Genomic DNA, 22,265 nt, shown 5'->3' on the forward strand with positions numbered 1-22,265 from the left:
TCCCCCGGAAGCCTTCGTGACGGAATCGCAGCCTAGCCTGTTGCAGTGCGAGAGAATTGATCCGGATCAAGGACGCATCCGGACCGGAACGCTTCCTTTCCGACCGTGGCAGGCATGGCGACTCCGCCATGCGGCCGTGGTGGGAGAGATTGGTCGTGGCAGCAGCAACGGCAACCGCCGCCCTGGCTCCGGGGCAGGCGACAAGGGCTGGGGAGGTGACCTATGTGGAGGCGCCGATCCGCGCCTTCGCGGCGATCACCGCCTTCTGGGGGGTGGTCGGGTTCCTCGTGGGCGTGGTCATCGCCCTGCAGCTGGCCTTCCCGCTGCTGAACCTCGACCTGGAATGGACCACCTTCGGCCGCCTGCGGCCGCTGCACACGAGCGCGGTGATCTTCGCCTTCGGCGGCAACGCGCTGCTGTGCACGAGCCTGTTCGTCGTGCAGCGCACCTGCCACGCGCGGCTGTTCGGCGGCGACGACGCGGGATGGTTCCTCTTCTGGGGCTACCAGTTCGTCATCGTCATGGCGGCACTCGGCTACGTGCTCGGCATCACGCAGGGCAAGGAATACGCCGAGCCCGAATGGTACGTTGACCTCTGGCTGACGGTCGTGTGGGTCGTCTACCTGATCGTGTTCGGCGGGACGATCGTGAAGCGGCAGGAGCCGCACATCTACGTGGCGAACTGGTTCTTCCTCGCCTTCATCATCACCGTCGCACTGCTGCACATCGGCAACAACATCTCGATCCCGATCAGCCTCGGCTCCTCCACCTCCTACGCCGCGCCCCCGGGCGTGCAGGGGGCGATGATCCAGTGGTGGTACGGCCACAACGCGGTGGGCTTCTTCCTGACCGCGGGCTTCCTCGGGATCATGTACTACTTCATCCCCAAGCAGGCGCAGCGGCCGGTCTATTCCTACCGGCTGTCCATCGTGCACTTCTGGACGCTGATCTTCCTGTACATCTGGGCCGGTCCGCACCACCTGCACTACACCGCGCTGCCCGACTGGGCGCAGGTGCTGGGCATGGTGTTCTCCGTGATCCTGTGGATGCCGTCCTGGGGCGGCATGATCAACGGGCTCATGACGCTCTCGGGCGCCTGGGACAAGCTGCGCACCAACCCCGCGCTGCGCTTCTCGGTCACCGCCGTCGGCTTCTACGGCATGTCGACCTTCGAGGGGCCGGTGATGTCCATCCGCGCGGTCAACGGCCTGTCGCACTACACCGACTGGACGATCGGCCACGTGCATTCCGGCGCGATGGGCTGGGTCGGCTTCATCACCTTCGGCGCGCTCTACTACCTGTTCCCCGTGCTGTGGCGGAAGAAGGCGATCTGGAGCGAGAAGCTGATCGCCTGGCACTTCTGGCTCGCGACGTTGGGCATCGTCTTCTACATCACCGCGATGTGGGTCTCCGGCATCATGCAGGGCCTCATGTGGCGGGCGTACGACGAGCTCGGCTTCCTCCAGTACTCCTTCGTGGAGACGGTGGAGGCGATGCACCCCTACTACGTGATCCGCGCGCTGGGCGGCGTGCTCTACCTGAGCGGCGCCCTGATCATGGCCTTCAACCTCTGGAAGACCGTCACCGACAGCGAGGCCTCCGAGCCCGCGCCGTCGGCGGCTTCCGCCATCGCCGTCGCGGCCGAATAAGGAGGAACCGCACATGTTCGCCTGGCTTCGCGACCACGGCATCATCGAGCGCAACGTGATCCTGATGGGCGTGCTCACGCTCATCACGGTCTCGATCGGCGGCCTCGCGCAGATCGTCCCGCTTTTCGCGGTGGAGACGACCATCGAGCGCGTCGCCGGCGTGCGCCCCTACACCCCGCTCGAGCTGCGCGGGCGGGACATCTACATCCGGGAAGGCTGCTACAACTGCCACTCCCAGATGGTCCGCCCCTTCCGCGACGAGCTGGAACGCTACGGGCACTACAGCCTGGCGGCGGAGAGCATGTACGACCACCCCTTCCAGTGGGGCAGCAAGCGCACGGGGCCTGACCTCGCCCGCGTCGGCGGCCGCTACTCGGATGACTGGCAAGCGGCGCATCTGCGCTCCCCGCGCGCGCTGGTGCCGGCCTCGATCATGCCGCCCTACGCCTTCCTCGACCGCCCGCTCGACGTCTCGGACGTGCAGTCCCGGATGCGCGCGCTGCGCGCGGTCGGCGTGCCCTACACGGACGAGATGATCGCGAACGCGGTCGCCGACCTCCGCGCCCAGGCCACGCCGGATGCGGACGCGGCCGCCTTCCAGGGCCGCTACGCCCGCGCCCGCCAGGCGGCCTTCGACGGCAATCCCGGCGTGGTGACGGAGATGGATGCGCTCGTCGCCTACCTGCAGATGCTGGGCACGCTCGTCGACTTCCGCGACGTGACGCCCGCGCAGCTGCGCCAGCCTTGAGGAGATGACGGTGGAAGCCCTGACCTCCCAGCTGCCGCTGATCCGCACCCTCTGGGTCGTGTGGTTCTTCGTCCTCTTCCTCGGGATGCTCTGGTTCGTCCTGCGCCCGTCGAGGAAGCAGCACTTCGAATCCCAGGCCGACATTCCGCTGCGCGACGATGTCGCGCGCCCGAGCCGTTGAGGAGCATCCGAGGATGCCGACCAAGATCGAGAAGGACACCCTCTCGGGCCAGGACACCACGGGCCATGAGTGGGACGGGCTCAAGGAGCTCAACACCCCGCTGCCGAAATGGTGGCTCTGGACGTTCTACGCCTGCATCGCCTGGGGTGTGGCCTGGGTGATCATCTATCCCTCCATCCCCGGCTGGCGGGGCACCTCGGGCTGGATCGCGCGGGAGGCGATCGTGGAGGAGGTGCGCGCGGCGACCGAGCGCAACGCGCCGATGATGGCGCGGCTGCGGGAAGCCACGCCCGCGCAGATCGCGGCGAATGACGAGATGCGCGCCTTCGCGCTGGCCGGCGGGCGCGTCGCCTTCGCCAACAACTGCGCCGCCTGCCACGGCGCGGGCGGGCAGGGCGCGGCGGGCGGCTTCCCGTCGCTCGCGGACGATGACTGGATCTGGGGCGGCAGCCTCGAGGAGATCCAGCACACCATCCGCCACGGCATCCGCGCGAATGAAAGCGACGACCAGCGGCAGAGCCAGATGCCCCGCTTCGGCGCCGACAACCTGCTGACCGCGGCGCAGATCAACGACGTGGCCGAGCATGTCCTGTCGCTGACCAACCGCGCGACCGACCAGGCCGCGGCCGGCCGGGGTGCGGCGCTGTTTGCCGAGCAATGCGCCTCCTGCCACGGCGAGCGCGGCGAGGGGAACCGGGAGTTCGGCGCCCCCCGCCTGAACGACCAGATCTGGCTCTATGGCGCGAGCAAGCCTGAGATCGTGGCGATGATCCGCAACCCGCGGGCCGGCGTGATGCCGTCCTGGCAGGGGCGGCTCGACGCCGCGACCGTCAACATGCTGACCGTCTACGTGCAGTCCCTCGGCCGCACCAACTGAGGCCGGGGGCAAGCGAGGCAGACATGGGCACCGTCGAGGCGCCGCACCGCGCGAAAGGGGACCGGCCGGCCGACGCGCCGGTCTCCGCCGCGCCGCAATCGCTCTACGCGGCGCGGCAGAAGGTCTATCCGAAGCGCGTCTTCGGCCTCGTCCGCTCGGCCAAGTGGGCGGTGCTCGGGCTCTGCCTCGCGTTCTACTACATCGTGCCCTGGCTGCGCTGGGACCGCGGCGCGGGGATGCCCGACCAGGCGGTGCTGGTCGACATCACCAACGCCAGGCTGTTCTTCTTCTGGATCGAGATCTGGCCGCAGGAGATCTACTTCCTCACCGGCGCGCTGATCCTCGGCGCCTTCGCGCTGTTCGCCGTCTCCTCCCTGTTCGGGCGGCTGTGGTGCGGCTTCACCTGCCCGCAGACGGTCTGGACGGACCTGTTCATGTGGGTGGAGCGCTGGATCCAGGGCGACCGCAACGCGCGGATGAAGCTCGACCAGGGGCCGAAGGACGCGAACTACTGGACGCGCAAGGGCCTGACCCATGCGGTGTGGGTGCTGATCGCGGCCGCGACGGGCGGCGCCTGGGTGATGTACTTCAACGACGCGCCGACCGTGACGATGGAGATCCTGACCGGCACGGCGGGCACGCAGGTCTACTTCTTCTTCGCCATGTTCGCCGGCTTCACCTACCTGCTCGCCGGCTGGGCGCGGGAACAGGTCTGCACCTACATGTGTCCCTGGCCGCGCTTCCAGGCGGCGATGCTCGACGAGAACTCGCTCGTCGTCACCTATCGCGACTGGCGCGGCGAACCGCGCGGCAAGGCGAAGGCGGAGAATGTCGGCGATTGCGTCGACTGCTACGCCTGCGTCCATGTCTGCCCGACGGGCATCGACATCCGCGACGGGCAGCAGCTGGAATGCATCGGCTGCGGGCTTTGCATCGACGCCTGCGACAGCGTCATGGGCAAGCTCGGCCGGCCGAAGGGGCTGATCGCCTTTGAGACGCTGAAGAACCTCGCCGCCAGCGAGGCCGCCGTCGCCGGCATGGCCCCCGGCCCCGAACGCCAGGCCTGCGGGATGAAGGCGCGCACCATGCCGCGCTTCGTCCGCCCGCGCACGCTGATGTACGCCGGCGCGCTCGCCGTCGTCTCGCTCGCGATGCTGCTGGCCTTCGTGCTGCGCTCGACGCTCGACGTCACGGTGCTGCGCGACCGCGCGCCGCTGTTCGTCCGGCTGTCGGATGGCGGCATCCGCAACGGCTACACGGTCAAGATCGTGAACAAGCGGCGCGACGACACGCCGCTGGTCCTCTCGCTCCAGGCGCCGGAGGGCTTCCGCCTGTCGGTGCAGGATGCCGCGACCGACGCGCAGGGCCGCCCGCTGCTGGCGCGCCGCGCCGACGGCATCACGCAGTACCGCGTCTTCGTCACCGCGCCGGCGGGCCTGAGGGTCCGCGAGGATACGCATGTGACCTTCCGCCTGCTGGACGCGGGCGGCCGCGTGATCGCGGGCGAACGCAGTTCCTTCCGGGGGCCGGGCCATGACCGCAACGACCATCATGACTGACCGCGGCCAGCCGCACGACCCTTCCCGCGGCCGCTGGATCCCCTGGGCCTTCGCCGGGGCCATGACGCTCGTCGTCCTGGTCAACGCGGTGCTCGTCTACTTCGCCATCTCGACCTTCACCGGCGTGACCGTCCCGCGTTCCTACGAACGCGGCCGCGGCTATGACGGGGTGCTGGCGGAAGCGGCGCGGCAGGATGCGCTCGGCTGGAAGGCCGATGTCGCGCTGGCAGGCGGGCGGCTGAGCCTGGTCGCGACCGACCGCGAGGGCCGCCCCGTCCCCGGCCGCGTCGAGGGCGTGCTGCTCCGCCCGCTGGAAGGCACCGAGATCCCGCTCGCCTTCTCCCCGGTCGGCGGCGGACGCTGGGCCGCGGACGCCGTCCCGCCGCAGCGCGGCCAGTGGGAAGCGCGGCTGACGCTGTTCGGCCCGAACGAGACCGCCTTCGACATCCGTCGCCGCGTGGTCGTGCCGTGAGCCTGATCGTCCCGGCCCGGCCGATCGCCAGCGAGGCGCTCTCGGCCGCCGCCTGCGCGCATTGCGGCGCGCCGCTCGCGCCGGGCCAGGCGCGCTTCTGCTGCACGGGCTGCGAGGGCGCGCATGCGCTCATCGCCGGCCTCGGCCTCGCCGCCTTCTACGCGCGGCGGGAGTCGGAGGCCGGCGCGCTGCGGCCGGAAGTCACCGCGACGTCCATCGACCTCGTCCCCTTCGCGGCGGCCGGGCGGGACGGCACGCGGCGGCTTGAACTCGTCGTCGCGGGCCTGACCTGCGGCGCCTGCGTCTGGCTGGTCGAGCAGGCGCTGGCGCGCGAGCCCGACATCCTCTCCGCCCGCGCCTCGCTGTCCGCCCGCCGCCTCACCGTGACCTGGCGGGGGGAAGCGGGGCGCGCGAATGACATCGCCGCGCTGCTCGCGCGCCTCGGCTTCCGCGCCGCGCCCTTCTCCCCCGCCTGCCTGCGCGCGACCGAGGATGCGGAAGGGCGCGAACTGACCCGCGCGCTCGGCATCGCCGCCTTCGGCGCGATGAACGTCATGCTCGTCTCGGTCGCCGTCTGGGTCGGCACCGACATGGGCCCGGCGCTGCGCCACGGGCTGCACTGGCTCGCCGCGCTGATCGGCATGCCGATCGTGCTTGTCGCGGGCATGCCCTTCTACCGCTCGGCCTGGGTGGCGCTGCGCGCTGGCCGGCCGAGCATGGACATGGCGGTCTCGCTCGGCGTGCTCGCCACCGCGCTGATGTCGCTGTCCGAGACGGTGTTCAACGGCCCCTACACCTATTTCGACGGCGCGACCGCGCTGCTCGCCCTGCTGCTGGCCGGCCGCGCGCTGGACCGCGGCGCGCGGCGACGCGCGCGGCAATCGGTCGCGGAACTGCTCGCGCTGCAGGAAGGCACCATCCAGCGCCTGCTGCCCGATGGCCGCACGGAAGCGGTGCCGGCCGAACACGCCGCCGCCGGGGACCGCGTGCTGGTCGCGGCGGGCGAGCGGCTGCGCCTCGATGGCGTGGCGGAAGGCGACACGCTGCTCGACGCCGCCGCGACCACGGGCGAGAGCCTGCCGCGCCGCTTCGGCGCTGGGGAGGCGCTGCCGGCCGGTGCGGTCAACATGGGTGCGGCCTTCACCATGGTGGTGAGTGCCGCGGCGAAGGACGGCTCGCTCGCCGCCATGGCGCGGCTGCTGGAACGCGCCGAACAGGCGCGCGGCCGCTTCGTGTCCATCGCCGACCGGGCGTCGCGCTGGTACGTGCCGGTGGTGCACGTCGTCGCGGCGGCGACCTTCGCGCTGTGGTGGGGCGCCCTCGGCGCGCCCTGGCAGGTCGGCCTCGTCAACGCCGTCTGCGTGCTGCTCATCACCTGCCCCTGCGCGCTGGCGCTCGCGGTGCCGGCGGTGCAGGTGGTCGCGGTCGGCGCGCTGTTCCGCCGCGGCGTGCTCGTCACATCCGCGACCGCGCTGGAACGGCTGGCCAGCGCGGACCATGCGGTGTTCGACAAGACCGGCACGCTGACCGAAGGCCGCCCGGTGCTGATCCCCGAGGGTCAGGATCCGGCGGTGCTGGCGCAGGCCGCCTCGCTTGCGCGCGCCTCGCGCCATCCGCTGGCGCAGGCGCTGGCGCGCGCGGCGCCGGACGCGCCGGCCCTCGATGGCGTGCACGAGGTTCCCGGCCAGGGGCTGGTCCGCGGGGTCGCGCGGCTGGGTTCGCCTGCCTTCTGCGGGCTGCCCGCCTCGGTGGACGGCATGACGCTCGCCTATCGCGACGGGGATGCGGCGCCGGTGGTGTTCCGCTTCGCGGACCGGCTGCGCGCCGATGCGCCGGCGGCGGTGGCGGCGCTGGCGGGGCTTGGCCTCGATGCCGAGCTCCTGTCCGGCGACGGCGCCGGCGCCGTCGATGCGGTCGCGCGGGACGCGGGGATCGCCGGCTGGCGCGCCGGGGTCGATCCTGCCGCGAAGCAGGCGCGCATCCTGGCGCTGAAGGCGGAAGGGCGCCGGCCGCTGATGGTCGGCGACGGCATCAACGACGCGGCCGCGCTCGCCGCCGCGCATGTCTCGGCGAGCCCCGCCGGCGCGACCGACCTCGCCCAGACCGCCTCGGACCTCGTGCTGCAGCGGGAGGGGCTGGCCATGCTGCCGGGCGCCATCCGCATCGCGCGGCGCGCCCAGGCGATCGCGCGGCAGAACATCGGCTTCTCGCTTGTCTACAACGTGCTGGCGGTGCCGATGGCGGTCGCCGGCTTCGTTACGCCGCTGGTCGCGGCGCTGGTCATGGCATCCTCCTCCATCATCGTCGTGGTCAACGCGCTGCGCGCGGGGAAGGAGGGCTGATGGACAGCCTGCTGCTGCTGATCCCGGTTTCGCTCTTCCTGGGCTTCCTCGGCCTGGTGGGCTTCCTCTGGGCGCTGCGATCGCGCCAGTACGAGGATCTGGATGGGGCGGCCGCCCGCATCCTGTTCGACGACCAACCCGACAAGGAGACACCGAGATGAGCGGTGGCCGCGTCTTCTTCCTCGCCTTCTATGCCGTGCTCGCGCTGCTGGGGCTGTTCCTCGCCGCCGCGGCGCAGGATGCGGGCATCACCATCTTCGCCTGGGGCCTGATCCTGTTCGGCGTGCTGAACGCCTACCGGACCATCGGCGCGCATTATTCCGAGGCCGGCCGGGCGCATTGAACATGGGCGGCGCGGCCCACGCGGCCGCGCCCTTCACGGCACCGGGGAGATCGTGCGCTTCAGGCAGCGCAGGGTGAAGGCCGTGCGCGTGTGGCGCACGCCGGGCAGGCGGTAGATCTTCTCCCGCAGCAGCGCCTCATACCCCGCGGTGCCGCCCACCGCGGCCTTCAGCACGTAGTCGTATTCGCCGGTGACGAGCCAGCATTCCAGCACCTCGGGGATGGCGAGCACCGCTTCCTCGAAGCGCGCCAGATGCGTGTCGTCGTGGCGTTCCATCATCACCTCCAGGAACACCGTGTCCGGCAGGCCGAGCGCGGCCTGGTCCAGCACCGCGTGGTAGCCCTGGATCACGCCGGCCTGCTCGAGCCGCCGCACCCGCGTCCAGCAGGGGGAGGGGGAGAGGCCCACCTCCTCGGCAAGCTCGGCATTGGTCAGCCGCGCCCGGCGGGCCAGCGCGCGGAGAATCTTTCGGTCGATGGCGTCCATGACGGCAGGATGTTCCGCCCCTTCGGCGCCGCACAACAGAAATCGGTAAAATCCGCCGCGCGCCCGGGCGCATCATCCCGCCATTGGCATCCTCGCGGGACGCACGCAACATGACCGCCATGGGCAACATGATCCGACCCGACGCGACGCTCGAGGAACGCTGGGAGGCGACCGGCGGCCCCGTGCTGCTGACCGGCACCCAGGCGCTGGTCCGCCTGCCGCTGCTGCGGCGGGAGATGGACGCGGCGCTGGGCTGGACCACGGGCGGCTTCATCTCCGGCTATCGCGGCTCGCCGCTCGGTGGCTTCGACCGGGAACTCGCCAAGCAGAAGAAGCGGCTCGACGCCGCGGGCGTCGTCTTCCAGCCCGGGCTGAACGAGGACCTCGCCGCGACCGCCATCTGGGGCACGCAGCAGGTGGGCATGACGCCGGGGGCCAAGGTCGAGGGCGTCTTCTCGATCTGGTACGGCAAGGGGCCGGGCGTGGATCGCTCCGGCGACGTGCTGCGCCACGCCAACAGCGCGGGCACCTCGCCGAAGGGCGGCGTGCTGGCGCTGGCCGGGGACGATCCTTCGAGCAAGTCGTCCACCATCACATCGGGATGCGAATACGCCTTCATCGATGCCGAGATCCCGGTGCTCGACCCGTCCGATGTGGCGGAGGTGCTGGAATTCGGCCTCAAGGCCATCGCGCTGTCGCGCTACGCCGGCACCTGGGCCGGCATGAAATGCGTGGCCGACACGATGGACGCGTCGATGACCGTCCTGCTCGACCCCGCCCGCTACGTCACGCGCGACCCGCAGGGGCTGCCCGAGGGGCCGGACGGCATCCATATCCGCCTGACGGATACGCCGATCGCGCAGGAAGCGCGGCTGCGCCACGTGAAGCTGCCGCGCGCCGTCGCCTTCGCCCGCGCCAACGGCTTCGACCGCATCGTGCTGGATTCCCCCGACGCCCGCTTCGGCATCGCCGTGCGCGGCAAGGCCTATGGCGTGCTGCGCCAGGCGCTGGAGGAAGCGGGCATCTCGGACGCCTTCGCCCGCGCCAACGGCTTGCGCATCTGGAAGGTGGGCCTGGCCTGGCCGCTCGATGCCGAGGCCGCACGCGCCTTCGCCGAGGGGCTGGACGAAGTCCTCGTCGTCGAGGACCGCCGCCCCGTCATCGAATGGCAGCTGCGCGACGCGCTGTTCCACGCCGCCACCCGCCCGCGCGTCACCGGCAAGAAGGACGAGGCCGGGCGCCCGCTGCTGTCGGACCTGACGGAACTCGACGCCGGGCAGATGCTGCGCGCGCTCGCCGCGCGCCTGCCGCCGGCGCTGCGCACCGAACGCCTGGTCGCGCGCATCGCGGAGCTGGATGCGCTGGCCGCCGCGCAGGCCACGCCGCTGCACCAGCGCGACCCGTATTTCTGCCCGGGCTGCCCGCACAACACCTCGACGCGCATCCCCGAAGGCTCGCGCGCGCTGGCCGGCATCGGCTGCCACTATCTCGCCCGCTTCATGGACCGGAACTCGGACGAGTTCACCCAGATGGGGGGCGAGGGCGTGCCCTGGATCGGCCAGGCGCCCTTCACCAGCGAGGAGCATGTCTTCGCCAATATCGGCGACGGCACCTGGGGGCATTCGGGCAGCCTGACCGTGCGCTTCGCCGTCGCGGCGAAGGCCAACATGACCTTCAAGATCCTGGTCAACGGCGCCGTCGCCATGACCGGCGGCCAGACGCCGGAAGGCGAGATCGACGTGCCGCACATCGCCGCGCAACTCCGCGCCGAGGGTGTCACGCGCATCGAGATCGTCTCGGACGATCCGGACCGGCATCGCGGGCATCCGCTGATCCCCGCCGGCACGGGCTTCCATCATCGTTCGCGCCTGGATGACGTGCAGCGGGAACTGCGCGTGGCCCGCGGCGTCACCGCGCTGATCTACGACCAGGAATGCGCGACCGAACGGCGCCGCAAGCGCAAGCGGGACCTGGCCGCCAAGGCCGAGCGCCGCGTGATGATCAATCCGCGCGTCTGCGAGGATTGCGGCGACTGCTCCCGCGCCTCCAACTGCCTGGCGGTCGAGCCGGTGGAGACGCCCTTCGGCCGGAAGCGCCGCATCGACCAGTCCGCCTGCAACCAGGACCTGTCCTGCGTGCAGGGCTTCTGCCCGTCCTTCGTCACGCTGCTGGGCGCCGAACCGGCGGAACACGCAGCCGGCGGGCCGATCTCCGAACCGCCCGAGCCCGCGCGGCCCGAGGTGCAGGGCGAGGCCTGGAACCTGCTGATGGCGGGGGTGGGCGGGCAGGGCGTGTCTTCGCTCGCCGCGATCCTCGCCCAGGCCGCGCATCTGGAAGGTCGGCCGGTGCGCAGCCTCGATTTCCTCGGCCTTGCGCAGAAGGGCGGCGGCGTCTACGCGCAGCTGCGCATCGGCGCGGTGGGGGCGAGCGCGGAGAGCATCGCCGGCGCGCGCATCGCCGCCGGCGGGGCGGACCTGCTGGTCGCGGCCGACATGGTGGTGGCGCATGGCAAGACGGCCCGGCCGCTGCTCGGCCCCGCGCGCACGGCGTCCGTGGTGAATGCGGACCTCGCGCCGACCGCGCAGTTCGTGAAGGACACCGGCACGCGCTACCGCGCGGCGGAGATGCTGGAGAGCATCCGCACCGCCTGCCGGCAGACCATCGCGCTGCCCGGCGCGACGCGCGTGGCCGATGAACTCGGCGACGCGGTCTACCTCAATGTCTTCCTGCTCGGCATCGCCTACCAGCGCGGCCTCGTGCCGCTCTCCTCCGAGGCGATCGGCCGCGCCATCGAGCTCAACGGCGCCAAGGTGGCGCTGAACAAGGAGGCCTTCGCGCGCGGCCGCGCCGCGGCGATGGAGGAACTTCACCCGCCGGCGGATGCGGCGGAGACGCTCGACGCGCTGGTCGCGCGGCGCATGGCCGACCTCACCGCCTGGCAGAACGCCAGCCATGCGCGCGACTACGCCGATTTCGTCGCGAAGATCCGCGCCGCCGAGGCCGCGGCGATGCCGGGCGAGGAACGCCTGTCGCGCGCCGTCGCGACGCAACTGCACCGGCTGATGGCCTACAAGGACGAATACGAGGTCGCCCGCCTGCACAGCCTGCCCGAATGGCGCGACGCGCTGGCGCGCGGCTTCACCGGCACGCGCGCCGTCGAGATGCACCTTGCCCCGCCCGCGCTGGGTGCGGCGAAGCGGCGCTTCGGCCCCTGGATGTTCCGCGCCATGGGCCTGCTGCGCCACGGCAAGGTGCTGCGCGGCACGGTGCTGGACCCCTTCGGCCGCACCGAGGAACGGCGGATGGAACGCGCCTTGCCGGGCGAGTTCCGCGCCGGCGTCGAGCGCTTCCTCGCCACGCTCCCCGCTTCCCACGCCACCGCGAGCGCCTGGGCGGAAGCCTGGGCGGACGTGAAGGGCTTCGGCCATGTGAAGGCGCGTAACCTCGCCGCCGTCCGCGAACGGCTCGCCGCGCTCGAGGGTTCCGCGCGCTGAGGCGTGCCTCAGCCCGGCGTGCGGACGCCCTCGATCTCCTGCAGCACTTCGAAGCCCTCGAATTGCGGCGGGCCGAGGGTGGTCGGCTTGCTCGCCCCGGCGCCGGCATGGGCGGCGCGGAACTGCTCGGACCGCGTCCAGGCCTCGAAGGCCGCCCGCGACGCCCAGAGCGTGGTGGAGGAATAGAGGATATGGTCCGCCGCTTCCGGCCCCTTCAGCAGGTGGAAGCGGATGAAGCCGTCGAGTTCGTGCAGCCGGCTCTCGCGGCCGAGCCAGCGGGCCTCGAACTCCGCCGCCATGGCGGGAATGACGCGGAAGCGGTTGGTGGCGACGAACATGCGGGCGCGGTCCCTGTTGCGGTTCGGCGCAGCATAGCCGCGATCCGCCCCGGGCGGGGCAGGGGCGTTCCCGGCGCGGCGCTGTCCTGTATGCTTCCCCCATGACGCGCTTCGACCTGCCCGAGGACACGCTCGCGCTGCAATCCGTCGCCCGCGACTTCGCGCGGGATGTGCTGGCACCCCATGCCCGCCGCTGGGACGAGGAACGCCATTTCCCGGTGGAGGAGATGCGCGAGGCCGCCGCCCTCGGCATGGCCGCGCTCTATGTGCGGGAGGAATCGGGCGGGTCGGGGCTGACGCGGCTCGACGCCGCCGTGGTGTTCGAGGCGCTGGCGACCGGCTGCCCGACGGTCTCGGCCTATCTGTCGATCCACAACATGGTCGCCTGGATGATCGACCGCTTCGGGTCGGACGCGCAGCGCGCGGAACACCTGCCGGCGCTGGTGACGATGGAGCGCATCGCCTCCTACGCGCTGACGGAACCGGGGTCGGGCAGCGACGCCGCCGCGCTGCGCACGCGCGCCGCGCGCGACAACGAGGGCTATGTGCTGAACGGGACGAAGCAGTTCATCTCCGGCGCCGGCGTCTCGGACCTGTATCTCACCATGGTCCGCACTGGCGGCGATGGCCCGTCCGGCGTCTCGGCCCTGCTGGTGCCGAAGGAGACCGCGGGCCTGTCCTTCGGCGCCAACGAACGCAAGATGGGCTGGAACGCGCAGCCAACGCGGCAGGTGATCTTCCAGGATGCCCGCGTCGCGGCGAGCGCGCTGCTGGGGGAGGAAGGGCAGGGCTTCCGCTTCGCCATGGCGGGGCTCGATGGCGGGCGGCTCAACATCGCCGCCTGCTCGCTGGGCGGGGCGGAGGCCGCGCTCGACATCGCGCTCGCCTATGTGAAGGAACGCCGCGCCTTCGGCCGCGCGGTCAGCGACTTCCAGAACACGCAGTTCCGGCTGGCCGACATGCGGACGGAGCTGGAGGCGGCGCGGTCGCTGCTGTGGCGCGCCTGCGCCAAGCTCGATGCCGGCGCGGCGGATGCGACGGCGTTCTGCGCCATGGCCAAGCGCTTCGTGACCGACACCTGTTCGCGCGTCGCGGACGACGCGCTGCAATTGCTCGGCGGCTATGGCTACCTGGCCGACTACGGCATCGAGAAGATCGTGCGGGACCTGCGCGTGCACCGCATCCTGGAAGGCACGAACGAGATCATGCGCCTGATCGTGGCGCGGCAGATGCTGGGGACGCGGTAGCAGGGTTTCGCGCCCCCGTTCGCGCTTCCGTCCGCTGCGCCCCGCCCCCCTACGTCCAGGAACTAGGCCCAGATCACCGAATTGCCGTCGAAGCCTTCCGGCGGGAAGCCCGGCAGCAGGAAGGCCATGTCGGCCAGCCCGTCGCCATCCAGGTCGATGCGCAGCGACCCCGATGCCTCGTCGAAGCGGCCTTCCATCCCGCCCGCGCCGCTGAAGGCGAAGGCGCCGCGCCAGCGGAAGTCCCCGCCCACGCCGATGCCGGCGAAGCCGAACACGTCGCCCTGCAGCGGGTTGAAGTTGATGATCGTGTCGGGCGCATCGACCGGGGACTGGCCGATGGCCGTGAAGACGAAAAGGTCCGCGCCCGCCCCCGCCGAAAGCCGGTCCGCGCCCGCGCCGCCGAACAGCGTGTCCTGGCCATCCCCGCCGGTCAGCGTATCCGCCCCGCCGCCGCCTTCCAGCATCGTCCCGCCACCGGCCGCGGTCACCGCGACATGGTCGTCCCCCGCGCCGCCGCGCACGACCTCCACCCCCGTGACGATCACGGAAAGGCCCGCATCGTCGAACGCCAGCACGTCCCGCCCCGCCCCGAGCGCGACCGTCGCCGTGCCATCGGCACCCGACAGCGTCACCGCATCCCCGCCGCGCCCGCCCTGCACCACCTCCACGCCCACCAGGCGCAGCGCATTCGCGCCCGGGCCCAGCACCAGCGTGTCCCGCCCCGCGCCGAGGTCGACCACGCCCCGCGACATGCCGCAGGCGAGCGTCACCCGGTCATCGCCCGCGCCGCCCGTGACCGATTCCACATCGGCGAGCGTCACGCGGTTGCCGCCATCGGCAAGGACGACCGCATCCTCCCCCGCGCCGAGGCGCAGCACGGCGCCATCGACCGGCGCGGCGAGGATGATCTCGTCCCGCCCCTCGCTGCCCGTCACGCGCTCGACGCCGGAGAGCAGGATGCGGTTGCCGCCGCGCGCGAGGAGCAGCGCGTCCTCCCCCCCGCCGAGATCGACGACGCCATCCGCCATGGCGCCGCCCAGCGTCACGCGGTCATCCCCCGCTCCGCCGGCGATGGTCTCGGCGAAGATGATGGTCGCGCTGTTGCCGCCATCGGCCAGCGCGATCCGGTCGGCCCCGGCACCGAGGTGGTAGTGCCCGCGCGCGACGGGGGAGAGCAACGTCACCGCGTCGTCGCCCGTGCCGCCCTGCAGCATCTCGACGTCGCGCAGCAGCACGCCGTTGGTGCCATGGGCGAGCTTCACGACATCCCGCCCGGCGCCCATCTGGATCAGCGCGTTCGTGGCGGGGGCGGCGAAGCGCACCTCGTCATGCCCCGCGCCGCCGTTCAGCACCTCGACGCCCGCGACCGTCAGCCAGGCCCCGCCGCCGGGCAGGTTCAGCACGTCATGCCCGGCGCCGAGGTCGACCAGCATGCCCTCCACCGGGCGCAGCAGCGTGACGGTGTCGGCGCCCGCGCCGCCCGTCAGCGTCTCGACCCCGCCGATCGTCACGGCGTTGCCGGCATCGGACAGCCGCAGCCGGTCCTGCCCGCCGCGCAGGTTGATCGTGCCGGAGGCGGCGTCGGCGAGGGCGAGGTCGCTGTCGCCGCCGCCGCCCTCGAGCGTTTCCACCCCGCGAACCAGCGCCGCGACATTGCCGCCGCGCAGCACGAGGACATCGGCGCCGCCGCCGAGGTCGATCACGCCGTTCGCGATGAAGCCGGACAGCGTGACCTCATCCGCCCCGCCGCCGCCGAGGATCGTCTCCGCGCCGCTCACGCGCAGCGTGTTCGTCCCGTCCGCGAGCACCAGCCGGTCCGCGCCGGAGCCAAGGTTCATCACCCCGTCCGCGACGGCGCCCTCGAGCGTCACCTGGTCGGCGGCGGCGCTGCCCGCGAAGGCCTCGACATCGACCAGCCGGATCGCCCCGCCGCCGTCCATCGCCACGCCGTCCCGTCCGGCGCTGCCGACCAGCCGCTCGATGCCGCGGATCAGCAGCGCCTCGGTGGCCTCGGCCAGCGTGACCGTGTCCGCGCCGGCGCCGCCTTCCAGCGTCTCGACGCCCGCCAGCGCGAGGCGGTTGCCGCCATCGGCGAGCAGCAGCCGGTCCGCCCCGCCGCCGAGCGCGACGCGACCGTCGGGCAGCGCCGTGCCGAGCAGGATGTGGTCGGCGCCCGCGCCACCCTCGATCGTCTCGGCGCCCGCGACGGTGATCTGCGCGCCCTGGCCGGCAAGCAGCAGCCGGTCGGCGCCCGCGCCGAGGTCGAACCACCCCGTCGCGGCGCCTTCGAGGCGGACCGTGTCGTGGCCGGCCCCGGCATCGAGGCTCTCGACGCCAAGGAGCATAAGCGCGTCGTCCGTCGCGCCGAGCAGCAGCGAATCCGCGCCCGCGCCGAGATCGATCCGGTTCCCCGAAGCGGCGCCGAGCAGGGTGACGGCATCCGCCCCGGTGCCGGAGGCGATGGTCTCGATGTCGGCGGAGAGCAGCGCGACATTGCCGCCGCCGCCGGTCATCGCGATCCGGTCGGCCCCGGCGCCGAGGCTCGCATGGCCGGTGAAGCGCATCGGGCTCGCGACATCGTCGTCGCCTGAACCGCCGAGCACGGTCTCGACGCCCGAGACCATGACGGCATTGGTGCCATCCGCCAGGCGCAGCAGGTCGCCGCCGCCGCGGAGATTGGCGTGGAAGCCGGCGACGGGCGCGGCAAGGCGGATATCGTCCGCGCCGTTGCCGCCTGTGACGCTCTCCGCCCCCGCGAGCAGGATCGTGTTGCCGGGATGATCGAGGAACAGGTGGTCCGCGCCGGCGCGGAGGTCGATCTCGGCGCCGGAAAGCGCGCCCTGGACGGTGACCTGGTCGGCGAGCATGCCGCCGGTCAGGCGGTCGAAGGTGCCGAGGGCGAGGCTGTTGGGTACGCCCTGGGCCAGGGTGATGACGGACACGACGCGGCTCCTGGATCGAGGCCGCGCCGTCTTGGCGCCGGACCTCGTCAGAATGCCGGGTTGTTTCTAAAAAGAGATAAATTCGTGAGACGAATATCTTCGAGTGAGACGATGTCTCACACTACGCGCGTCCTGGCGGGGTGGCGCCCAGGGGGACGCAACCTCGGCGCCCGGTCGCGCGGACCGGGGCCGGGTCGCAATTGAACGCGCCGTCCGGGGTCAGGTCTTGACCGGCCCTTGGCCCTGGCCGCCACGGCCGCGGCCGGGCGGATCGGTGGGGTCGGTGTCGGACGGGCCGGAGGGCGGGCGCGTGCCGCCCCCGCCGCCGCCCCGGCCCTGGCCGGCCGGGTCGCCGGGATCGGCATCGGAAACGCCGCCCTGGCGCGGGCCGCCGCTGCCGCCACGGCCACTGCCGGGCGGGTCGCCGGCATCGGCGTCGGTCGCGCCGCTGCGCTGGCGCCCTCCGCCCTGCGCGCCGCGGCCACCGCCGGGCGGGTCGCCGGGGTCGGCATCGTTCACGCCGGTGCGCGGGCGGCCGCCGCCCTGCGCGCCGCGGCCACCGCCGGCCGGGTCGCCCGGATCCGCGTCGTTGATGCCGGTCAGCGGGCGCCCGCCGCGCTCGGGGCCACGGCCATTGCCGGGTGGGTCCTGAGGGTCGGCGTCGTTCAGGCCGGATGGCGCCTGGCGCTGGCCGCCCTGGTCGGGCTGCCGCGGCACGATGCTCGGGGCCGGGGTCGGCGCCGGGCCCGGCGCGGGCGCGCCGCCCGATTCGCCCTTGGTGCCTTGCGCGAGCGCGCCGGCCGGGACGGCCGCGCCGCCCGCGACCGCCGCGCGGATGATGAGAAGCCGCCGCGCGAGGCGGGTATCGGGGGTGTCGGCCATGGGCGCCTGTCCCTTGTTGTCGGCGCATCTTCGGTGCCGGAGGCCGCAGGGCACAAGGGCGTGGGTGTGGAAGGGCGGAAACATTTCACGGGGGCTTGCATTGATGTTCGTGTTTTGTTCTTATCTTTGCCATGAGCACGCGCACCGCCGACGACCTCTCCCTGGTCATCCCGCCCTGTCCCGTTGCTGTCCGTTTCGTGCCGGCGACGCCGCGCCGCCGCCTGGTGCGCCGCGCCATGCGCGACTTCACCAGCTTCCTCGCCCTGGCCTGGGCGGCGGCCGAGATTGCGCTCTGGGCCGGCGGCGCCTGAGCGCCCCGGGCGCTACGCCGCGCGCGAGCGCAGGATCGCGACCGCCCGCCTGAGCCCGTCCGCCATCCGGTCCGCCGGCATGGCGCCCGAGAACAGGAAGTGGCGGTCGAGCAGAAAGGACGGCACGCCCGAAATCCCCGCCTGCGACAGGCCGAGGGATTCGGCCATCACCTCCTCCCGCACCGCGTCGCTGTCCCCGAAGGCGGCGAGCCCCTCCTCCGCCATGCCGGCCTCGGCGCCGAGCGTGGCCAGGGTCGCGGCGTCGCCGATGTCCTGGCCTTCCTGGAAATAGGCGCGGAACAGCCGGTCCACGACGGCGTGCTGGGCGGGGCCGGCGAGCTTCACCAGGCGATGCGCCTCGACCGTGTTGGGCGTGCGCGCCATCAGGTCGTGGCGGAAGGCGAGCCCGGCGGCGCGGCCCGCATCGGCCACCCGCGCATCGAGTTCGAGCGACTTCTCCCAGGAGCCGAACTTCTCCGTGCGGTAGGCGCGGCGGTCGACGCCGCCCGCCGGCATCTCCGGGTTCAGCTGGAAGGGCAGCCAGCCGAGATCGAAGACGAGCCCTTCCTCGGCCAGCCGCGCCAGCGCCGCGTCCAGCTGCGCCTTGCCGATCCAGCACCAGGGGCAGATGGCGTCGGAGACGATCTCGAGCCGGCCGGCGGTCGCGGGGGCGGTGTCCATGGCAGGCTCCTTGGGCCGGATGTCCGGCGCGGAGGATGGGTCCGGCCAGCCCGCCCGGCAAGGCGCGGGGCGCCGCCCGCGCCTGGGCGTCCCGATACCCGCCGCCACCCATGGCTCGCGATCGCGGCCGGTGCGGCGCCCGCGACGGGGCGATCCGGCCACGCCGGATCGGTGCGACCGGCTGTCGTGCCGGCGGATCGACGGTTCACGGGCAGGGCGTCCGATCAGCCCTTCCCGGCCGACTCGATATCGCCCTACGCCACGCGGTCGCGCGGCGGGCACCCTTCCAGCATGTCGGCGATGTTCGCCGCGGCGCGCAGCTCGATCGCGCGGCGCACCTGCTCGACCGCCGAGCCCAGATGCGGCGTGAACAGCGTGCGCGGATGGGCGAGCAGGCGCGGCTCGATCGCCCGTGGCCGGGCCTCGATCGCCCAGTCCTCCAGCTCGAACACGTCCGCGCCGTAGCCGCCGAGGCGCCCGGCGGCCAGCGCGTCGGCCACCGCCGCCTCGCTGACCGTGGAGCCGCGCCCGACATTGACCAGCAGCGCGCCGGGCCTGAGCAGCGCGAGCCGCGCCGCGTCGACCAGGTGCAGCGTTCCGGGCAGCAGCGGCAGCGCGGCGATCACGAGGTCGGCGCGCGCCAGCGCGTCCTCCAGCGCCGTCGCCTCGACACCGGGCGGCGCGGGCCGCGAGGGATCCACGCCCAGGACGCGGCAGCCGAAGGGCTGGAGCCGCGCGCAGATCGCGCCGCCGAGCGCGCCGAGTCCGAGCACCGCGACCGTGGCGCCGTCCAGCCCCTGGCCGTAGAGCACCGGCCGCCAGCCGGAAAAGCCCCCGCCGCGCACCGCCGCATCGCCGTCGCGCAGATGTCGCCCGAGCCCGATGGCCAGGCCGATGGCGAGCTCGGCCGTGGGCGCCGTCAGCAAATCCGGCACCAGGGAGACGGCGACGCCGCGCGCCCGGCAGGCGTCCAGGTCGAAATTGTCCGCGCCCTTGAGCGCGCAGGCGACGATGCGCAGCCGTGGCGCGGCGGCGAGGAAGCCTTCATCGACCCGGTCGGTCATGAAGGCGAGCAGCGCATCGGCGCGCGCGGCGCGGGCGCGGCGCTCCTCCTCCGGCCAGGGCTCGATAGCCTCGTTCGCCACGACCTCGCCCAGCGGCGCGAGCGCATCGCGCGTCTGCGGGAAGATGCGCGCGGTGGCGAGGATCAGCGGCCGGGTCATTTGAGTCTCCTGCGCAGCGTGGCGCCAATGCCATCGACGATCACCACGCAGCCGAGGATCGCGAGCAGGATGGCCGAGACCTGCTGGTAGTCGAGCAGCCGGAGTGCCGCGATCAGTTCGAAGCCGATGCCGCCGGCACCGACGATGCCGAGCACGGCGGAGGCGCGGAAATGGTATTCCCAGCGGTAGATGGTGATGTCGGCGAGTTGCGGGATCACCTGCGGCAGAACGGCATGGCTGACCACCTGGACGCCGGAGGCGCCGGCCGCGCGCGCGGCCTCGAGCGGCCTCGGGTCGGCGTGTTCGATCGCCTCGGCGTAGAACTTTCCCACCATGCCGACCGAATGCAGCCCGAGCGCGAGCACGCCCGGCAGCGCGCCGAAGCCCACAGCGGCGACGAAGATGATGCCCATGATGATCTCGGGCACCGAGCGCAGGAAGGCGAGCAGCGTGCGCACCGCCACCATCACCGCCGGGTGCGGCGCGGTGTTCGGCGCGGCCAGCAGCGCGAGCGGGAGCGAGAGCGCCACGGCCAGCACGGTGCCGGCGACCGACATCGCCAGCGTGTCCGCGAGCGGGCGCAGCCAGGACCGCCAGCGGGAGAAGTCGGGCGGCATCATCTCCCCGAACAGCTGGGCGAGCGCGGGCGCGCCTTCGAGGAAGCGCTCCGCGTCGAGGAAGCCGGTCTGCCACAGCGCGGCGAGGCAGGCGGCGAGCACGATGCCGACCAGCCCCGCGTGCCGCAGCGAATCGCGCCGCGCGGCACCGAGGATCGCCTCGTGGCGGAGCGCCGCGCCGCTCATCCGCGCATGCGGCCGAGGTCGAGTTCGAGCACCCGCGCGGTCTCCCGCAGGATGTCGTAGGCGGCGTCGGTCGTGGGCGCGAAGCCCTGCACGCGGAAGGCGCCGAGCACCGCTGGATCGCGCAGGTTCAGGAAGGCGTCGCGGATCGCCGCCTTGAGGGGGTCGGCGAGGTTGCCCTGCATGACCATCGGATAGTTCGGGATCGGGTCCGACAGCGTGATCTCGACGACCTTCGCGCGGTCGACCGTGCCGCGCTCGAACAGCACGTCGAGGATCGCCTTGGAGAGCGCGCCCGCCGGCACCTGGCCGTTCTGCACCGCGCGCGCCACCGCGTCATGCGTGCCGAGATGGACCGGGCGATAGTCGTCCCCGCCCTTGAGCTGCGCGCGCGTCAGCAGCAGCGCGCGGGGGATGAGGTGGGAGGAGGTCGAGGCCTGGTCGCCGAAGCCGAAGGGCCGGCCGCGGACATCGCCCAGCGCCTTCACCGGCCCGTCGGCGGTGGCGACGATCACGGACTGGTAGGTGGGCGAGCCCCGCTCGATCCCGACGGCGAAGGGCTCGATCCCCGGCGCGCGCGACTTCGCCAGCACGTAGGAGAAGGGGCCGAAATAGGCGACCTCGATCCGGCCGAAGCGCATCGCCTCGATCATCGAGGAATAGTCGGTCGTCACCACCAGCTCGATCTCGCGCGACAGCACGCGTTCCAGATGCGCCTTCAGCGGCTGCGCGTTCTGGATCAGCGTCGAGGCGTTCTCGTCCGGCAGCAGCGCCACGCGCAGGCGGCGCGGGTCGCGCGCCTGGGCCAGTGCGAGCCCGGGCATGGCGACGATGGGCAGGGCGGCGAGCAGCGTGCGGCGGTTCATGCGAAGGCCTCCTCGGGCTGGGATGCGTAGGCGTCCGGCGGCGCGGCGCCGTAGATGCGGGCGACGGCGGCGGCATCGAGCGCGGCGGGCGGGCCGTCGAACACGACCCGGCCCTGCGCCAGCGCGACGATCCGGTCGGCGAAGCGCCGCGCGAAATCGAGTTGGTGGAGGGAGACGATCGCGGTCAGCCCGTCCTCCCGGCAGATCGCGGCGAGCAGCGAGAGCACGCGTTCGGCCGTCGCCGGGTCGAGGCTCGCCACCGGCTCGTCCGCCAGGATCAGGCGCGGCTGCTGGACCAGCGCGCGGGCGATGCCGACGCGCTGCTGCTGCCCGCCCGAGAGCTGGTCGGCGCGGCGCAGCGCGTAGTCGATCAGCCCGACGCGCTCGATGGCGGCAAGCGCGGCGAGCTTTTCCGCCTGCGGCAGCGGCCAGAGGCTGCGCAGCGCCGAATGGTAGCCGAGCCGCCCTGTCAGCACGTTGCCCAGCACGCTGACGCGGCCGATCAACTGGTGCTGCTGGAAGATCATGCCCGTACGGCGGCGATGCGCGCGCAACGCCGCGGGCCGGGCGATGTCCCCGGCATCGGCCGCGACCACGCGTCCCGCGCTCGGCCGCACCAGCCCGTTCAGGCTGCGCAGCAGGGTCGACTTGCCGGCGCCGGACGCGCCGAGGAGCACGGTGAAGGCGCCCGGCGCGAAGGCCAGCGAAACCGGCGCGAGCGCGCGCGTTCCGCTCGGATAGACGACCTCCACCTGCTCGACGCGGATCATGTTGTCTGGGCCTCCGGCGGCGCGGGACGTAGGCTGCCCGCCTTGCGGTCGCGT

Annotated in this window: 21 protein-coding genes; 12 read left to right on the forward strand and 9 right to left on the reverse strand. The window is 72.7% G+C overall.

The features are described 5' to 3' along the window. Positions 1-215: 215 nt before the first annotated feature. Genes ccoN through J5Y09_RS12490 form a run of 9 tightly spaced genes read left to right on the forward strand, consistent with a single transcriptional unit; the run spans position 216 to position 8,171 of the window. The gene (gene ccoN, locus J5Y09_RS12450) at positions 216-1,649 is read left to right on the forward strand and encodes a cytochrome-c oxidase, cbb3-type subunit I (RefSeq protein ID WP_342451469.1); all 1,434 of its coding nucleotides are present in this window, start codon (positions 216-218) and stop codon (positions 1,647-1,649) included. 13 nt (positions 1,650-1,662) lie between these two features. Next, entirely contained in the window at positions 1,663-2,397 is a 735-nt protein-coding gene (ccoO, locus tag J5Y09_RS12455; protein WP_209352122.1) for a cytochrome-c oxidase, cbb3-type subunit II, read from the forward strand. Positions 2,398-2,407: 10 nt separating this feature from the next. Next, entirely contained in the window at positions 2,408-2,578 is a 171-nt protein-coding gene (locus J5Y09_RS12460; RefSeq protein ID WP_342451470.1) for a cbb3-type cytochrome oxidase subunit 3, read from the forward strand. 13 nt (positions 2,579-2,591) lie between these two features. Next, positions 2,592-3,455, forward strand: coding sequence for a cytochrome-c oxidase, cbb3-type subunit III (ccoP, locus tag J5Y09_RS12465; protein ID WP_209352123.1), 864 nt, complete (start codon positions 2,592-2,594; stop codon positions 3,453-3,455). A gap of 23 nt (positions 3,456-3,478) precedes the next feature. Continuing rightward, positions 3,479-5,014 (forward strand): cytochrome c oxidase accessory protein CcoG, encoded by a 1,536-nt coding sequence (ccoG, locus tag J5Y09_RS12470; RefSeq protein WP_209352124.1) that lies wholly within the window; start codon positions 3,479-3,481, stop codon positions 5,012-5,014. After that, on the forward strand, positions 4,989-5,486 hold the full coding sequence (locus J5Y09_RS12475) for a FixH family protein (RefSeq protein WP_245217085.1): 498 nt from the start codon (positions 4,989-4,991) through the stop codon (positions 5,484-5,486). The genes ccoG and J5Y09_RS12475 overlap by 26 nt, the downstream gene beginning before the upstream one ends. Next, entirely contained in the window at positions 5,483-7,828 is a 2,346-nt protein-coding gene (locus tag J5Y09_RS12480; protein ID WP_342451471.1) for a heavy metal translocating P-type ATPase, read from the forward strand. The genes J5Y09_RS12475 and J5Y09_RS12480 overlap by 4 nt, the downstream gene beginning before the upstream one ends. After that, positions 7,828-7,989: a cbb3-type cytochrome oxidase assembly protein CcoS gene (gene ccoS, locus J5Y09_RS12485; RefSeq protein WP_209352125.1), complete on the forward strand. Its 162-nt coding sequence runs from the start codon at positions 7,828-7,830 to the stop codon at positions 7,987-7,989. The genes J5Y09_RS12480 and ccoS overlap by 1 nt, the downstream gene beginning before the upstream one ends. Next, positions 7,986-8,171: a hypothetical protein gene (locus J5Y09_RS12490; protein ID WP_209352126.1), complete on the forward strand. Its 186-nt coding sequence runs from the start codon at positions 7,986-7,988 to the stop codon at positions 8,169-8,171. Before ccoS ends, J5Y09_RS12490 begins: the two co-directional genes overlap by 4 nt. A 33-nt stretch (positions 8,172-8,204) precedes the next feature. Here J5Y09_RS12490 and J5Y09_RS12495 read toward each other — a convergent pair whose 3' ends face one another. Further along, positions 8,205-8,657 carry an Lrp/AsnC family transcriptional regulator gene (locus J5Y09_RS12495; protein WP_209352127.1) on the reverse strand — a complete coding sequence of 151 codons (453 nt, stop codon included), beginning with the start codon at positions 8,655-8,657 and terminating at the stop codon, positions 8,205-8,207. A gap of 110 nt (positions 8,658-8,767) precedes the next feature. Here J5Y09_RS12495 and J5Y09_RS12500 point away from each other — a divergent pair, with 110 nt between their 5' ends. Further along, positions 8,768-12,151, forward strand: coding sequence for an indolepyruvate ferredoxin oxidoreductase family protein (locus J5Y09_RS12500; protein ID WP_245217086.1), 3,384 nt, complete (start codon positions 8,768-8,770; stop codon positions 12,149-12,151). A gap of 8 nt (positions 12,152-12,159) precedes the next feature. Here J5Y09_RS12500 and hmuQ read toward each other — a convergent pair whose 3' ends face one another. Next, positions 12,160-12,489, reverse strand: coding sequence for a heme-degrading protein HmuQ (gene hmuQ, locus J5Y09_RS12505; RefSeq protein WP_209352128.1), 330 nt, complete (start codon positions 12,487-12,489; stop codon positions 12,160-12,162). Between the two features lie 101 nt (positions 12,490-12,590). Between hmuQ and J5Y09_RS12510 the strand changes: the two genes are divergently transcribed. Next, positions 12,591-13,736: an acyl-CoA dehydrogenase family protein gene (locus tag J5Y09_RS12510; protein WP_209352129.1), complete on the forward strand. Its 1,146-nt coding sequence runs from the start codon at positions 12,591-12,593 to the stop codon at positions 13,734-13,736. Between the two features lie 62 nt (positions 13,737-13,798). Here J5Y09_RS12510 and J5Y09_RS24755 read toward each other — a convergent pair whose 3' ends face one another. Beyond that, positions 13,799-16,678 carry a M10 family metallopeptidase C-terminal domain-containing protein gene (locus J5Y09_RS24755; protein WP_209352130.1) on the reverse strand — a complete coding sequence of 960 codons (2,880 nt, stop codon included), beginning with the start codon at positions 16,676-16,678 and terminating at the stop codon, positions 13,799-13,801. Between the two features lie 219 nt (positions 16,679-16,897). Then, positions 16,898-17,560 carry a hypothetical protein gene (locus J5Y09_RS12520; protein ID WP_209352131.1) on the reverse strand — a complete coding sequence of 221 codons (663 nt, stop codon included), beginning with the start codon at positions 17,558-17,560 and terminating at the stop codon, positions 16,898-16,900. Between the two features lie 131 nt (positions 17,561-17,691). On the opposite strand from J5Y09_RS12520, the gene J5Y09_RS12525 reads away from it, so the two are divergent. Next, entirely contained in the window at positions 17,692-17,871 is a 180-nt protein-coding gene (locus J5Y09_RS12525) for a hypothetical protein (protein WP_209352132.1), read from the forward strand. 12 nt (positions 17,872-17,883) lie between these two features. Here the strand turns inward: J5Y09_RS12525 and J5Y09_RS12530 are convergent, their stop codons facing one another. The 5 genes from J5Y09_RS12530 to phnC form a co-directional block, all read right to left on the reverse strand. Further along, positions 17,884-18,552 (reverse strand): DsbA family oxidoreductase, encoded by a 669-nt coding sequence (locus tag J5Y09_RS12530; RefSeq protein WP_209352133.1) that lies wholly within the window; start codon positions 18,550-18,552, stop codon positions 17,884-17,886. A 254-nt stretch (positions 18,553-18,806) separates the two neighbouring features. After that, positions 18,807-19,775: an NAD(P)-dependent oxidoreductase gene (locus J5Y09_RS12535; RefSeq protein ID WP_209352134.1), complete on the reverse strand. Its 969-nt coding sequence runs from the start codon at positions 19,773-19,775 to the stop codon at positions 18,807-18,809. Then, a complete protein-coding gene (gene phnE, locus J5Y09_RS12540; protein WP_209352135.1) occupies positions 19,772-20,578 on the reverse strand; it encodes a phosphonate ABC transporter, permease protein PhnE in 807 nt (268 codons plus the stop codon). Before phnE ends, J5Y09_RS12535 begins: the two co-directional genes overlap by 4 nt. Continuing rightward, positions 20,575-21,441: a phosphate/phosphite/phosphonate ABC transporter substrate-binding protein gene (gene phnD / locus J5Y09_RS12545; protein WP_209352136.1), complete on the reverse strand. Its 867-nt coding sequence runs from the start codon at positions 21,439-21,441 to the stop codon at positions 20,575-20,577. Before phnD ends, phnE begins: the two co-directional genes overlap by 4 nt. Further along, complete coding sequence (gene phnC, locus J5Y09_RS12550) at positions 21,438-22,211, reverse strand: phosphonate ABC transporter ATP-binding protein (protein ID WP_209352137.1); 774 nt, start codon at positions 22,209-22,211, stop codon at positions 21,438-21,440. Before phnC ends, phnD begins: the two co-directional genes overlap by 4 nt. Positions 22,212-22,265 lie beyond the last annotated feature (54 nt).

This window comes from Roseomonas nitratireducens, from assembly GCF_017813355.1.
Classification (GTDB): Bacteria; Pseudomonadota; Alphaproteobacteria; order Acetobacterales; family Acetobacteraceae; genus Neoroseomonas; species Neoroseomonas nitratireducens.